The organism is Achromobacter sp. ACM02, assembly GCF_014851605.1.
GTDB lineage: Bacteria > Pseudomonadota > Gammaproteobacteria > Burkholderiales > Burkholderiaceae_B > Achromobacter > Achromobacter aegrifaciens.
In genome coordinates, this window is sequence record NZ_JACUZY010000004.1 from 303296 (window position 1) to 316902 (window position 13607).

Consider the following 13607-nt stretch of genomic DNA (forward strand, 5'->3'; position numbering starts at 1 on the left):
CCCCGCCGGCAGCTGGCCACCCTACCCGGAGATTCCCATGACGGCTGTGCTGATGGTCGACGACCACGCAATGTTTCGCGAGGGTCTGCAACTGACCATTGCACGGCTGGCGCCCTCCCTTGAAATCTGCCTGGCATCGAACGGCAACGAGGCCATCGCGATGCTTGCAGCCCGTGCGGATATCAGTTGCGTGATCATGGATTACTACCTGCCGGACATCGGCGGCAGCGCGCTGCTCAAGCGCCTGCGCCAATTGCGCCCCGGCATACGCATCCTGGTGATGTCCGCCTCCGAAGACCAGAACGACCGCGACCGCGCGCTGATGGCAGGCGCGCGCGGCTTCCTGCACAAGTCCGCAAGCAGCCAGATGCTGCTCGCAGCGCTGGAGGAAATGCAATCGCCGCAAGGAACAGGCGCGCAGCCGCCCACCGCCGCGGCCATACCGTGCGCGGCCATGACCGATGAAATTGCCTTGCTCAGCGAATTGACTCCCAGGCAAAGCGACGTGCTGCGCCTGATATGCGCCGGCATAGGCAACCGCGAGATTGCGCTGCAACTGGACGTGGCCGAGAAAACGGTCAAAACTCACATCACCGCCATCCTGTCTGCGCTCGGCGTGCAAAACCGCACGCAGGCCACACTATTGGCGCGCCGGGGCGGCTTGCTGGGCAAACCCAAGTAACCGTTCCGCTATTCGTTCAACAGCGACAGGTACCGCGCCATTCCCCCCTCTTCCTGCGCGACTTCCTGCATCAGGTCCGCCAATGACATGCCGCCCCAGGCCACTGCCTTTCGCAACAGGTAGGGCGTGGGGCTGTGCGGTTCGATCGCCGCCAGGTAATCGGCGATGCGCGATAGCTGGCGGTAGGCTTGCGCGCGATTGGTCAGCGGACCCAACGACGCCACGACACCGGCGTCCACAGGATCATGAATGGCCGCGGCCTCCTGATCCGCATGCGCCCGGCCGGGCATTGTCAGCGCCGGCGCTTTCCTGGCATCGCCGGCGATGGTTTCGCCCTTTCCCCCTGACCGGATGCTGTGTTCGGCCAGCAGGCCGCCGGCCACGCGCGCCAGCCGGGCCAATACATCGGGAGTACGCCGCAGCCCCGGCGCGTCGCGCCCCAGCCGTTCGTCCAATCTGCGTTCCAGCCCTTCCCATGCAGCTGCGGCCGCGTCGACGAACCTCACCATGGACTGAAGTCCCGCACGGTTGGCCGGTAGCGCCGCATACGGCATCAAGGCATCCCGGCTGAGCGCAGGCTCGGCAGGTTCAGATTCAGATTCCGCATCCGTTTCGATGCCGGAAATCGCACGGGACGTATTGCAGGCGCGCTCCCAATCATAGAGATTGATCTCGGGCGGCTCCCTGTCTTCGGCGCGCAGCAACGGCAGATGCAGCGTGCAGGCCAGCGACAGGGTGGTGTCCAGCCAGATGAACGGCGCACAACGCGCGTCGGCCGCGTCCTCGTCTTCCATCCGCGGCCAGGCGGTTTCCCAATAACGCTGCAGCAGGCCGTCCAGCACACGGATCCCCGCCGCCAGGCCTTCCAGGCCATGCAAGCGCGTCCAGGCTTCGCATAGCCATGCCGCCACCTGCAGGTCCTTGCCCTGCGTTGCCAGAGCCTCCTGGCACAACGCGGCTACCAGCGGCCAATCCGCTTTTTGCAACGGACGGTCCCAGTCGCCCATCGGCAGACTGGCGTCGTCATGCCGGCGCGCATCCTGGATCTGCTGGTACACGGGTGCATAGCGCAGCGCGGCACCCGCGCCGCCTTCCAGCGGCAACGGCGCCAGCAGGGCTTCCAGTACCGCCCCCTCCAGCGGCATTGCTTCGTGCTTGCTCATTGCGCGCTCCATTCCGGCGCGCGCGCCGGAAAACTGTTCGGCCATTGCAGCGGCGTCTTCCTGCCTGCCGGCATCAGGGCGATGCGCAGGAACACCCGCCCCTCTTCCAGGTCCGGCACCCGCGCCATTCCAGCCGCGTTGGCCATTCCCAATGGAAAATCGAAGCGCAGCAGCGGGCCTGCTCCGCGTGGCCCGGCGTCGGCGGCCTGGTGGCGCTGCATCATGGAGATCAAGGCCCAAGGATCGCTGAATTGCCACGTCAGGATTCGCCCGTCGGTCGTCAGGGCGGGCTGCCGCGGGTCCGCCATCGCGATCAGCGGCGAATCCTTGGCGAACCGCAGCGTCAGCGTGACCGGCGTGCCGTAATTCCAGTGCAGGGTCCTGGACGCGTCGCCCAGAGCCAGGCTCTGCCCCCCTATGTTCAGCGTCCAGTCGATCAATTGGTTGGCGGCCAATTCATCACTGCGGTTGGCCCGGAACTCCACATTCAGGTCATAGCCGGCCACCCCGGCATCCTCGGACGGGTACAAGGGCGCGAACAGGGCGCGGACCTGCGCGAAATTGTCGATGAACCTCATGACCGATCCGGATGGAGTCGCGCCCCTGGCTTCGCCGTCCGCATCCCGGTATGTTCCGGCCACTCCGTCATAACGCTTCAAGGTCTGGCCAAGTTGCCCGTAATCCGCCGACGCCAGCCCCGCGGAGCCTTGTGCGGCAATGGCTCCCACGCTGGCATACCGCGCAACCGCACCCACCGCGCCCGCATTGAACGGCGCGCGGCCCGCCACCAGCACGTTGAAGGTCGCGGAGAAATCCTCCCACTGCTGGCGCAGGTCGGACACATACCGTTGATTGCAACGTCCCTCCAGCGCGCTGTACAGACGTGCATACACGGCGCCGAAGTAATCGTCGCCGCCGGCCGGCGGCGGACCCGCGGGGCGCGCCCTGCAGCCGCCCGAAGCCGGGTCCGCCACTGCCTGCACGAACTGTTCCAGGCGCAGCAAGCTGCTGTTTGGATTGCGCAACCGATACCGCTCCAGATCCTGATTGATGGCGCGCCACCGTTGAGCCAGCGGCGAGGCCGCGCTGATGGGATCCAGCGCCGCCAGGTACACCCCGGCCTCGGCGCCCAAGGTCAGGGCGCGCGCCGACTGATGGTCCAGATAGGGTCCGAGGCCGGCGGCGTCAGCGACGCCGAACATCGCCAGCACGGAAGTGCGCACGGCCGGCGCGGCGGCTTCCGCATCGAACCGGGTCGCGTACAGCTCCGAACGCTGCAGGCGCCGATCCACCTGGCGCAAATGCTCCATCGCGTCGCGGGACACCAGGGCATCCAGCGTGTCCGACTGCCGCGTCGCGCCCAACTCGGCCAACAAGGCGCGGATCCGCAGCAAGCGATTGCGCGCCGCCGTGAAAGCAGCGCTGTCTTCTCCCGCATCGGCCTGCGCCGGCGTGGCCGCTGCCATGGTCTGGTCGAACACCAGCCTGCCGAACTGCACGTCCAGCGTCCGTTCCACCACCGGTGACAAGGTGGGCGGCACGCTCTTCATCCCGTCCGCGAGAAAGCGCTTGCGCACCTCGCCCAACGCCAGGGCCTGATCCAGCTGCACGCGGTTCCAGACGATGACCGCGCCGCCGTCCAGAACGGGCGGCTGCAGGTCGCGTGGCGGGGCCATGAAAGGCTGCGCCAGCAGACCCGCGAACGCGTCGCGCAACGCCAACCGGGAAGGAGACAACACATAGCGCGCCTCCTTGTCCTGCCACAGCAGGCCGCTGTCCGGCCCGTCCAGACGCAGTGCTCTTTCGCTCTTGAATCCCTCGAAGTCCGCGCGGTCGCGCTCGCGCGCCGCCGCTGCGGCCTCCGGCCCCAGCAGACGGTTCTGGGCAGCGCGAGCCATCGCGCGGTCATAGGCGGCGCCTGGCGTGAACGCGGCCTGACGCATCCATCCTCCCTTGCCGGCCGCCAGCAGATCCTGTTGAGCGGTGATCGCGGTAACCAGCCTGCGATAGCTGCCGCTCACCTGCGCCGCGTCTTCCGCGTTCATGGCGGCGTCCGTGATCTGGCGCGTGGACTGCGCCACGGCGCGCTCCGTGAGCAGCAGCGGATTATTCGCAAACAGGCGCCGGTTCAGCTGCGCCGACGCCTTCTCGAACGCGCAGCCGAATGCCTGCTGCAAGCTGGCCAAGCCCTGCTCTGCCGTCGGCGTCATGCCGTAGAGCACGTTTCGATCGTGGCCGCGGCTGAAGTACGGAAGCACGTTACCCAGATCGCCTTGCAGATCGGCGCCTAGCGCGTAGCGGACCACCTGCCGCAGCGCGTCGGCGTTGCCGCCGCCCGGCTGGCGCAGATGCTGAAAAGCCCGCAGCGCCGCATCGAACTGGTCGGCGCCCGCCACGTACCGTTGCAATGCTCGCAGTTCGGGCTGTTCATCGATGCTCAGACTGCCGGCGCTGCTTTCATCGCCCTCCAGACTGGCGGACGGAGCGCATATGCCGTCCGACGCCAGCAAGCCGCTCACCGGGTCCAGTCCTACCCCCGTCAGCTGCGACGCGCGCGCGGCCAGCTCACGCTGGATAGCCGTCACGGCAATTTCGCCGAACTCTCGGGCAAAGCGTGCACGCACGCGGGGAGTCAGATCGTCGATGCGCGACCAGGATCCCGGCATGAAGACGGCCCACCCGGAATCCACCTGCAGCCCCTGATCCAGCGTCAGCAAGGCCAGGGCGCGCCGCCGGTACCATTCCGCCGGCAGCTCCTGGCCCTGTTGCAACGCCACGGCGCGCTCGCGCGCATCGCGCCGGGTATCTTCCAGCGCTGCGACCAGAGGCGCGTTGTGCCGTCCCAGTTCTACCGTGGCGATGATCAATCCCCCGCCCCACACCCCGAGCAAGGCGATGCCGCCCCAACGTACCGCCCGGTGCAGCACGGGCCGGGTCAGATGTTGCGAGCGCGAAGGCCGGGTCAGTCCGTACTCCTGGAAGATCTTGCGTTCGAAAAGGTCCCGCAGGAAGGCCGGTTGGCGCAACAGGTCCGCCAGCGCCGGATTCGCGGCCTCACGGCCGTCGCCCAGGTACGGTTCGGCGTCACCGGCATCCACTCGCGGCCCCGACTCGGCTTGCCGCCCGATCGTGCGCGCCGCCAGCTCTCCGCTGTCTCCGGTCAGATAAATGCCGCGAAAGAAAAAAGGCTCGTGATAAGCGCTGGGCCGCAACAGCTCGTCCACGTATAGCTGCAGCTGCGCCTGCATAGCCTGGATGCGCGCCGGCAGCAGCAGGAAGCCGCGCGCGTCCGCGACGCCCGCGTCGACCGCGAACAGTTCCGCGCTGGCGTCCGACACGGCGCCAGTGATGGAGCGCATCGCCGTCTCCACCCAATCCGATTGATATGTGGTGGACAGGTCGTAGGGGGAAGACCAGCCCAGCATGCTGGCCCGCAGCGGTTCCGGCAAAGCTCCCGCGAACTCGCTGAAGCCCTCCAGGGCTTCGCAGTCCGTCACCACCACATAAACGGCAAACCGCATGGCGAACCGGTTCTGCGCCAACCACAGCCGCCGATGCGCCAGCTTGGCCCGCCGGGCAAGTTCCAGCTGGGAGTCCGTGTCGGCGGTCAGCAGCATGCCAGCAGGCACCGTGATCACCACCGAATCAAAGGGCCGCTGCGGACGATAATTCCGGCACAAACCCAGGAATTCGTCCCAGGGCTTTTCGTTGCTGTCCTGCCCCGGCGCGTCCAGATAGGCCGCCTTGATATCAATGACAATGCCGCGGTCGAAGAAATTCCATGAAATCCCCTGCGTCGACGTCGGCCCCGCGGCTTCCGAGCCCAGCACGCTGGGTACACCCGCCTGGGCTATCGGCAGTCCGCCGCTGCCGTCCCCCTCGTTGAGCACCATGATCCACGGTATGCGGTAGCGTTCGCCGCGCGCGGCGATGTTGGCCTCGATCAGCTCGACCGCCTGGCGGAAGGCATTGCGCAAGGAATCGGAGCGCAGCCGCACGACCTTGCGGTCCTGCTCGGGTTTCTTATGGGCGCCATGCCTGGCGAAGTACAGGACTATGCCCAGCACGGCAAACACAACCAGGGTCAGCACGACGACCGACAACAGGAACAGATTGCTCGTCAGCATGGCAAGGCTCCCTGGATCACGTCACGGATGATCTGCATGGCGTCAGTCCCGGGCAACATCGGCGTGCAGCGCCTGACGCACCGGCCATGACTGCCAAAGCCAGGCGATCTCCGACACGGCCAGCAGCGACGCCATGCCCAGCAGAAAGATGAAGGTCCATCGGCTGACCGTCGGCAGCTTGCGCGGCGCGACGTGCGACAGGATGTTGGAGTACGCCGCCGGCGCCAGGACCCGGTCCCGGCCTCCCAGGTCCGCCCGCCGCTGATAGACGAATTCGTACAATTCCTCGCGATAGCCGCGCAGCCGTTGCGCCGCATCCGCACCGCGATAGCGGCCCTGAAACCCCACCGCCAGCGCAAACAGGTACAGGCGGGCGATGCTGCGGCGCGATGGCTCGCGCCCCGACAACAATTGCTCGATGCGCTGGAAAACCAGATCGCCCGCCACGTTGGTGCGGAACAAGTTGGATTCGAGCAGATAGGCGGTCCAGCGGTCACGGCCCGCCCACTCGGCATTCAACAGGATCTCATCGGCCAGGACCGCCTTCAGGTAGCGCGCGTCGGCCAGGTTCTCGGCGTCGAACCGGGTGCTGTCACGGCGTGCCTGCAATGTCTGGATCTCAAGCAGGCTCAGCATGTGCCGGCTGAGCTCCTGCGCCGCAGCCTCGGCCGATGGCGCCTCGCCTGCCGACACCCGCATCCGCACTCTCTCCAGTTCGTCCAGAAACCCGCGGAACTGGCTGGTCACCAGGTCGTCTTCGTCCCCATCGGGCCGATTGCGTGTCAGATTCGCCATGATCTCCCTTCCCTCAGCCCTTCACGAACAACAGCATTTCCTGGGGCCGCTGCGCACTTTCGCCCTCGTTGGAATTGGCGATCAGCAATGGCTCATCGCCCTGCACCAGGCCCGAGGCGGCCTGGATCTCGAACAACAGGTATCCCGAGCCCGAACGCAGGCCCAGTTCTTCGGCGTACTCGACATTGCGCCGTACAGCCCCCAGCACGCGACGGCTGCGCAACGATGGATAGACAGGCTGGGACCCGATGACCGCCCCTGCCATCCACGCCAGCAGGTCGCGGTCCGATTGGCCCCGCACGCCGATCACGAGCCGCTCCCCTATCCATTCCGGGCGCAGCTTCAGCGCGAAGGCGCCGTGGTCGAAGTCGAACTTGTACTGGCGGAAATCCTCGTTGATCTCGGAGCTTGCTTCCCGCAGAAAGCGCAGCATGGGCGTAAAGACGGAAAGCGGATCCGCATGGTCGTAGTCGGGTGGCGGCGGCGATATCGCGCCAGGCTTGAGCAGGCATAGCGATCCCGCCAGGGACGCCAGCGCCAGATACAAGGTCCAGGGGTGCAGATGCGGCGTGCGCAGGACGGCCTCGGCCATAGGCAAGCCTGCGAGCAGGCTGCGCAGCCTGTCCCTGAGCTCCAATTGGGTCAGCCGGTCATCCACCCGGGACGATGGATTGGCCGTCTGCCGGGCGATGAAGGCAGCCTTGCCGCGCAACTGGCCCAGCAACGCCGAGGCCGCGACCCAGAGCGGGTTGTCGTGTTGCACTTCCAGCAGCGGCGGCAGGCGTTCGCCAACCCTGACGACCTCATTGTCCTTGTAGAGCGATCCCAGGCGCAGCGCCACGAACTGCGCGGCAGGCACGTCCCCGGCGGACAACGCCAGGTTGGGCAGCAGGCGCGAGATATCCGCCGCAGGGGCGTCGGACACCTGGTCCTCTACCGGCGCCCCGGCCACGGAACGGAATCGGCGGACTTGCCCTTCGCGTCGGGCCAGGGTCGCGACGGGCAAGGTCACGTAAAAGTCGATCGGACCGTCGGCCAATTGCGCCGCATGGGAATCCAGCGCCAGTTCCAGTCTTTCCGCCGTGTCCGTTCGCGCGGCATAGGCAATGGCAGTGCCGTCCGGCATGATCGCTTCCAGCTCCAGAACCCGCACGATGCCCGCGGGCAACAGTCCGCTGTCCAGCACCAGCCGGCGCACGCCCCAGCTGAAGGGCGCCGCCGCCAGCATCTGCCACGCCACCAGCGTGTCGACGCGCGAGGCCAGCAACTGGAAGTGCTGGGGCGCCAGCAGCATGCCTTCATGCCATTCCACGGCATCCGTCACCACAGTTTGAAGGCGGGTCATGCGGCGGCCCTCCTGGCATGCGCACCGGGCGCGCCGGGCAAGAATCGAAACCTATTCATCATTGGCCCGCCGTCACGGTAAATCCCTTGTTCTCCAGGCGGATCAGCAGCCGGCCGCTGAACGCGTCCACCCGCGCCCGATGAGCGCCCGGCGCCGCATAGCGCGCAAACACGAATGCCCCCGCCACGCGCGGGCCTTCGAGTTTGTCTCCGGGTACGCTCAGATGCTGGCCCGGAACCACCTCCCAACCTTCATAGCGCAACCCCTGCGGATAGGTGTTGAGCAGGTCGTCCTTCCCGGCGAACCACTTGGCTGCCGTCAGTTCGGCAAAGCGCGCCAAGAGGGTTTCGTCCCTGACCAGCACCAGGTCGACCGCCACCGGACTATCGCCATTCGCGTCCGTGGCCGCGGATACCACCACCTGCTTCCACGCCGGCTTTTCGCCCTTGAAATAGTCCAACCCCAACGCGGAACATCCCGTCAGGGCCGCCATCAGCATCAATACCCCGCCTCGCGCAGCGCGCCATGCCCACCCCGTCGCTCTCATCACCTGGCTCCCAACCCGATACCCAACAATACGATCAGCAATCCCGCCAGCACCATGCAACTTCCCATCAGCATCAGCTGCATGCCGGAAAAGGCCAGTTGCAAAGGAGCGCGCCCCGCCGTCCCGTCGCGCCCGGCCGCCCGCTCGGACGAAAGGCCGTCCGACACCCAGGCCACGACCACGCACACGCATAGCAGGCTGAGCACCGTCCGCAATCCGTCGCACAACAGGTCAATGGCCACGAACAACACGCCTGCAGCTTCCACCGGCAGCTCGAGCAGCCCCAGCGTCAAGCCCGCGAACGCCACGTTCGCCGCTCCGCCATGTCCTGCCGACACGAAGGCCGCCGCCATCGACCCGGCCGCCACCAGCACAAGCTCCGCGCCGCCCAAAGGCCTGCCGTAAAGATTCGCGACGAATAGCGTCACCAGCGCGAAATACAGCGCCGCCCCGCCCCTCAGGAATACCGCACCGAAGGGCAAGGCAAGCTCAGCCACGCCGCGGCTGAATCCCAGGCGCGCGCTCATGACTTCGATGGCGTGCGGAACTGGCGCTGTCGCGCTGCCGGAGGCCAGCCCGACCAGCAGCGGTCCTTTCATCTCCGCCAACACGGACAGGAACGGCAGGCCTGCGCGGGCCGATATGACGGCCATCGCCGCGATCGACAGCACGATCGCCGACAACATGAAGCACAACAGGAAGCCGCCCATGGCGCCCAGCGTGGCCGCCTGCGCGTTCGACGTCAGATACGCGCTGGCGCCAAACGCCAGGACCGGAATCAGCAGATTTGCCCGGTCGATGATGATCCCCAACGCCCGGTACGAGCTTTCAAAGATTCCATCGAGCAACGCGGTACGCTCGCGCGACAACGAAGCGAAGGCCAACCCGAACAGCAGCGTCGCCACGAGAATTCCCAGCGTGTTCCCCTGCGCCAGCACGCGAAAGAAGTTGTCGGGCAGCAGCCCACGCATCACGCTCTCCCGCCGCGATGCGCCATCGCCCATTGCCGCGCCGGCATCCGGCGATTCCATCAGGCTGACGCTGTTCTCGGACAGCGCATTGCCCTCGCTCCAGACCAGCTCGCCCAGCTGGGCATGTTCCTGCGGGCTCAGGTGCTTGCCCGGCATGACGGCCGCGCCCAGCAGGGTGCCGCTCACGGCGCACGCGCCCACCAGCGCCACCGCCAGGGCCGCGGTCAGCGCAATCCGCCTGCCCGGGCGCGGCATATCCAGCACCTGGCGCAAACCGAAGAAGATCGCCACCACCAGCAAGGGCATGGCGGCCATGTTCACCACCACCAGGTAGAGCTTGCCGACCAGGTAGGCGGCGTGCCCCAACGGCTGCGCCATGACGCCCGCCAACGCCCCGGTCGCCATGCAGAAGGCCAGCAATACGGTGCTGCCGGAGAGGCGGTTCAAGGCGCTCATGCGGACACGTTCCAACCGCGCGTCAACGCATAGCGGACAGTTGCCGCCGCCAACTCCTGCGTGCTGTCGATCAGCGGCATGGGCGCGTGCGCGATCGCCCCCGCAGCCAGCGGAATCTCGGTGCACCCCATCACGGCCGCCGTCGCCCCGCCGGCTTCGAGCTGCCGCAACGCCAGTTCCAGCAGGCTCGCAGCCGCCGCCAGGTCTCCCGCCTTTACCTGCGCGATGCAGGCGGTGATCCGCGCCTGCTCCACGGCGCCCGGCACCAGGAAATCGATACCTCGTTCGCGCAGGCTCGCCTGGTAGAAGCCCGACACCAGCGTGCCGCGCGTGGCCAGCACCGCGACCTTGCCACCTTGCGGCACGGCGTCGGCGCAAACCTCGCCGATATGCAGCATGGGCGCCGCGCTGCGCCGCTGCATTTGCTGGTACCAGTGGTGTGCCGAATTGCACGGCACCACCAGCAATCCGACGCCGCTGCGATTGAGCAGGTCCACGCCCGCGTACAACGCCGGCAACGGATCCAGGCCATCCCCCAGGATCGCGGAAGAACGGTCTGGCGTATGCGGCAGGTTCGCCACCACCATGGGCAGATGATCCTGGTCGCGCGCGCCCTGTGTCAGGCGAACAATGCGTCCCATGAAGTCGACCGTCGCCAATGGCCCCATGCCCCCAAGCACTCCGATCATCGTCATCGCGGCCTCCTATACCCGCAGCGGCCGCGGGCAAATGACAGACACCGCCGCCGAGTTGCCGATCACCAGGATCAGGGTGCGCAACATGTCGCATAGCGGATCGATGGCCAGGAAGAGAATGAAGGCGGCCTCGAACGGCAATCCCAGATAGGCGCAGGTGATCCCGATGAGCGACACGGTCACCAAGCCCGTCATGCCGGCCGACGCAAAGCCGGCCAGCACCGACACCAGCAACACCGTGGCCACCTCGCCCACGCCCAGCGGGCGTCCATACAGCTGCACAATGAACAGCGTCGCGCAGACGTAATAGACCATCGGCCCGACCCGCAGCAACGACACGGCCAAAGGCACAAGCAGCTCCACCCGAGCCCGGGCGAATCCGAGCTTGTCGGCCAGGCTTTCGATCATGCTAGGCATGCAGGCCGCGCTGTTGCGCGTCGCCAGCGCCAGCGCGAACGGCGCGCGCAGGGCTTCCAGCGTCACGGACAGCGGCTGGTTCGAACGCTTCCAGATGACCACCACCGCCAGCGACAACAGCAGCACGGCCACCGCAAAAAAGGCCAGAACGAACTGTGTCATCGCCTGCAGCGGCTCGATGCCAGACTTGGCCATCTGCGAGGCGCTCATGCAGAACAGGATCAGAGGCAGGGGCAGGCTGAGCCAGTGCATCAGCTTCTGGCAAGCGCAATACACGGTCTCGAGCACCTGGCTCAAGCCTACCGAAATGCGCTCAGGCACATAGCCCACCGCGATCCCGAACAGCAACGCGAACACCAGCGACTTCAAGGCGTCGCCGCTGGCCAGCGCGGCGAAGATATTGGTCGGCACCAGGCTGCCGAGCAGGTCGGCCAGGGTCAACGTCTTGGCGGGCACATCGGCGCCGTACAGATTCATCACAGTGACGCTGGAGGCGGAATCGCTGCCGACGATGAGGCCGAATGCCTGCAATGTCGCGCTGGACAGGTCGGCGCCGGGGTTCAGGATGAGCAGCACGGCCGCCCCGACCAAGGCCACCAGCGCGGCGGTGCCGGCGAAGACCGCCAGCACGCGCAGAAAAAGACGCGATGCGCCGCCGTCGCGAAACAGGCGCTGCAGGCTGAATATCACCGCCGAGATCATGAACGGCAAGGTCGTCATCTTCAGGAAATCGACGTACACCTCGCCGATCAGCGACAGGCTGCGGGAAAATGCCGGCAGGTAAAGCCCGGCGAGGCCGCCCAGCACCAGGCTGCCCAGCACCAGCCAGGGATTGAGGACGATCGCGTAGAGTCGTTTCAGAGTCATGATGGTCCAGCTTGCGCCTGCCTCAGTGATTGGTGGCCTGCAAGACCACGTTGACGTCGAACCGCTCGCTGCGGTCCGCCAGGTACAGGTTGATAAAGCCCAGCAGCGCTTGATCCGACGCATTGACGGCCATGCCGAGCGTGTCCTCCAGATCCTGCAGCGTCACGACCCGCAACCGCAGCGAAGCCGTGGGATCGATCTTCAGCACGCGCTTGACCTCGAATTCGTCACGATAGGCGGCTGTGACCTCTCCGCTGTCCAGCGCGGCCAGCACGGCCTGCCAGGTGGGGTATTGCCGCACATCGGCCTGCGGAAAGTTGGCCGTCACGTAATCGGCATAAGAGGATTTGGCCACCACGCCGATCGTGCCGGTATAGGCGCGTATCACCTCCGGCACCGAGCGGCCCCGCGCCAGTTGCGCGAACTTGACGCGGTTGAGCAGCAGGGCGCGCTTGAGCGACAGGTATGGCGCGCTGAAGCTGACGACCCGCGCCCGCGATAGCGTGCGCGACAGCTTGCTGATGGCAAGGTCCGCCTGGCCTTCGGCCAGCAGGGTCACCACGCCGTCGAACGTCTGGGCCTGGCGGTTGAAGCGCACCCGCACTCCCAGCTTCTGCGCGATCTCCCGCGCGAAATCCACGTCAAAGCCACTCAGCTTTCCATTCCGTTCTTCGAAGAACGGCGGCTGGTCCACGCCCAGCAATGCGACCACCAGTTCCCCCCGGTTGATGATCCGGGCAAACTCAGGCGCCAGCAGGGCGCCGTTGTCCATCCGCACCACGCCGGTCTGCGCCTGAGCGGCCGCGCCCCAGGACATGGCCGATGCCGCGCAGAAGAACGTCGCCAGCACGGCGAGACGAACGGACCGGAACAGGGTTTTCAATAGGTGCAACATGCAAGGCTCCGGCCTGTCAGTAGCCAAAAGGAAGAAGCGGGGAACTCAGTCATGGCGGTCCGCCTTGGGCGCCGCGGCCTCTACCGTGGCGGGCGCGGCGGCGGCGATACCCGGCGGCGCGGCTGGCGGTTCCGACAGGCGGGCTCCGATCTGGAAGCCCAGCAGGAACAGCAGTACGCAGAGCAGGACGGCGCAGGCCAGCGTGACGGTCAACATGCGGGGAGTCAGGGAGAATACGTAAGACATGCGTTCACATCCTCAGGGAACCAAAGTCGTGACCTGCGCGGGCGCCGTGATCCGGATCAGTCCGCCCCAGGTGCAGAGCAGCATCGACGCGTCCTGCAAGGCGGGCTTGCCGCCGATCAGCACGGTGGGTGAACCGGGCAGCCAGGGGCCGGGCGTAGCGGGCATGCAGGGCATGGGCGTCAAGGCGCCCAAGGCCGCGGCGGTGGCCGCGGCAACCGCCGGATTGCCCAGGCAACTGCACATGCCGAAAGGCGCCACATTGGCGACTGGCGCATGGTCCATGATCGTGGCAGCGGGCAACGCCCCCGCCAGCACGCCCGCAGGCATTACATTCAGCACGGACGGCGCCGCGCCAAAGCTGCACATCAGGGCCGAACCCGTGGTCACTTGCAGGGCCATGG

12 protein-coding genes are annotated in these 13607 nt (G+C 66.6%); 1 reads left to right on the forward strand and 11 read right to left on the reverse strand.

Annotated elements, in window-relative coordinates:
- The first annotated feature begins 37 nt into the window (after positions 1–37).
- Complete coding sequence (locus tag IB258_RS13955; protein WP_192352743.1) at positions 38–682, forward strand: response regulator transcription factor; 645 nt, start codon at positions 38–40, stop codon at positions 680–682.
- Between the two features lie 8 nt (positions 683–690).
- Here the strand turns inward: IB258_RS13955 and tssA are convergent, their stop codons facing one another.
- The 11 genes from tssA to IB258_RS14010 are packed head-to-tail and all read right to left on the reverse strand — an operon-like array spanning position 691 to position 13605.
- The gene (gene tssA / locus IB258_RS13960; RefSeq protein ID WP_225590379.1) at positions 691–1845 is read right to left on the reverse strand and encodes a type VI secretion system protein TssA; all 1155 of its coding nucleotides are present in this window, start codon (positions 1843–1845) and stop codon (positions 691–693) included.
- Complete coding sequence (locus IB258_RS13965) at positions 1842–5972, reverse strand: type VI secretion system protein (protein WP_192352744.1); 4131 nt, start codon at positions 5970–5972, stop codon at positions 1842–1844. Before IB258_RS13965 ends, tssA begins: the two co-directional genes overlap by 4 nt.
- A gap of 42 nt (positions 5973–6014) precedes the next feature.
- Positions 6015–6758 carry a DotU family type IV/VI secretion system protein gene (locus tag IB258_RS13970; RefSeq protein WP_054452301.1) on the reverse strand — a complete coding sequence of 248 codons (744 nt, stop codon included), beginning with the start codon at positions 6756–6758 and terminating at the stop codon, positions 6015–6017.
- 22 nt (positions 6759–6780) lie between these two features.
- Positions 6781–8112, reverse strand: coding sequence for a type VI secretion system baseplate subunit TssK (gene tssK, locus IB258_RS13975; RefSeq protein ID WP_192352745.1), 1332 nt, complete (start codon positions 8110–8112; stop codon positions 6781–6783).
- A gap of 58 nt (positions 8113–8170) precedes the next feature.
- Positions 8171–8611: a hypothetical protein gene (locus tag IB258_RS13980; protein ID WP_125472444.1), complete on the reverse strand. Its 441-nt coding sequence runs from the start codon at positions 8609–8611 to the stop codon at positions 8171–8173.
- A gap of 47 nt (positions 8612–8658) precedes the next feature.
- Complete coding sequence (locus tag IB258_RS13985; RefSeq protein ID WP_054451873.1) at positions 8659–10086, reverse strand: dicarboxylate/amino acid:cation symporter; 1428 nt, start codon at positions 10084–10086, stop codon at positions 8659–8661.
- Positions 10083–10781 carry an aspartate/glutamate racemase family protein gene (locus IB258_RS13990; RefSeq protein ID WP_119451868.1) on the reverse strand — a complete coding sequence of 233 codons (699 nt, stop codon included), beginning with the start codon at positions 10779–10781 and terminating at the stop codon, positions 10083–10085. The genes IB258_RS13985 and IB258_RS13990 overlap by 4 nt, the downstream gene beginning before the upstream one ends.
- A 9-nt stretch (positions 10782–10790) precedes the next feature.
- Positions 10791–12065, reverse strand: coding sequence for a dicarboxylate/amino acid:cation symporter (locus tag IB258_RS13995; protein WP_192352746.1), 1275 nt, complete (start codon positions 12063–12065; stop codon positions 10791–10793).
- 22 nt (positions 12066–12087) lie between these two features.
- Positions 12088–12960 (reverse strand): ABC transporter substrate-binding protein, encoded by an 873-nt coding sequence (locus IB258_RS14000; protein WP_225588892.1) that lies wholly within the window; start codon positions 12958–12960, stop codon positions 12088–12090.
- A 45-nt stretch (positions 12961–13005) separates the two neighbouring features.
- Positions 13006–13206: a hypothetical protein gene (locus IB258_RS14005; RefSeq protein ID WP_119451867.1), complete on the reverse strand. Its 201-nt coding sequence runs from the start codon at positions 13204–13206 to the stop codon at positions 13006–13008.
- 12 nt (positions 13207–13218) lie between these two features.
- On the reverse strand, positions 13219–13605 hold the full coding sequence (locus tag IB258_RS14010; protein WP_054451876.1) for a DUF4280 domain-containing protein: 387 nt from the start codon (positions 13603–13605) through the stop codon (positions 13219–13221).
- Positions 13606–13607: the final 2 nt, after the last annotated feature.

Bases quoted from the DNA above. Each gene is read 5' to 3' on its own strand.
- IB258_RS13955 (WP_192352743.1), top strand. From the start codon at position 38: ATGACGGCTGTGCTGATGGTCGACGACCACGCAATGTTTCGCGAGGGT.
- tssA (WP_225590379.1), bottom strand. From the start codon at position 1,845: ATGAGCAAGCACGAAGCAATGCCGCTGGAGGGGGCGGTACTGGAAGCC.
- IB258_RS13965 (WP_192352744.1), bottom strand. From the start codon at position 5,972: ATGCTGACGAGCAATCTGTTCCTGTTGTCGGTCGTCGTGCTGACCCTG.
- tssK (WP_192352745.1), bottom strand. From the start codon at position 8,112: ATGACCCGCCTTCAAACTGTGGTGACGGATGCCGTGGAATGGCATGAA.
- IB258_RS13980 (WP_125472444.1), bottom strand. From the start codon at position 8,611: ATGCTGATGGCGGCCCTGACGGGATGTTCCGCGTTGGGGTTGGACTAT.
- IB258_RS13985 (WP_054451873.1), bottom strand. From the start codon at position 10,086: ATGAGCGCCTTGAACCGCCTCTCCGGCAGCACCGTATTGCTGGCCTTC.
- IB258_RS13990 (WP_119451868.1), bottom strand. From the start codon at position 10,781: ATGACGATGATCGGAGTGCTTGGGGGCATGGGGCCATTGGCGACGGTC.
- IB258_RS13995 (WP_192352746.1), bottom strand. From the start codon at position 12,065: ATGACTCTGAAACGACTCTACGCGATCGTCCTCAATCCCTGGCTGGTG.
- IB258_RS14000 (WP_225588892.1), bottom strand. From the start codon at position 12,960: ATGTTGCACCTATTGAAAACCCTGTTCCGGTCCGTTCGTCTCGCCGTG.
- IB258_RS14005 (WP_119451867.1), bottom strand. From the start codon at position 13,206: ATGTCTTACGTATTCTCCCTGACTCCCCGCATGTTGACCGTCACGCTG.
- IB258_RS14010 (WP_054451876.1), bottom strand. From the start codon at position 13,605: ATGGCCCTGCAAGTGACCACGGGTTCGGCCCTGATGTGCAGCTTTGGC.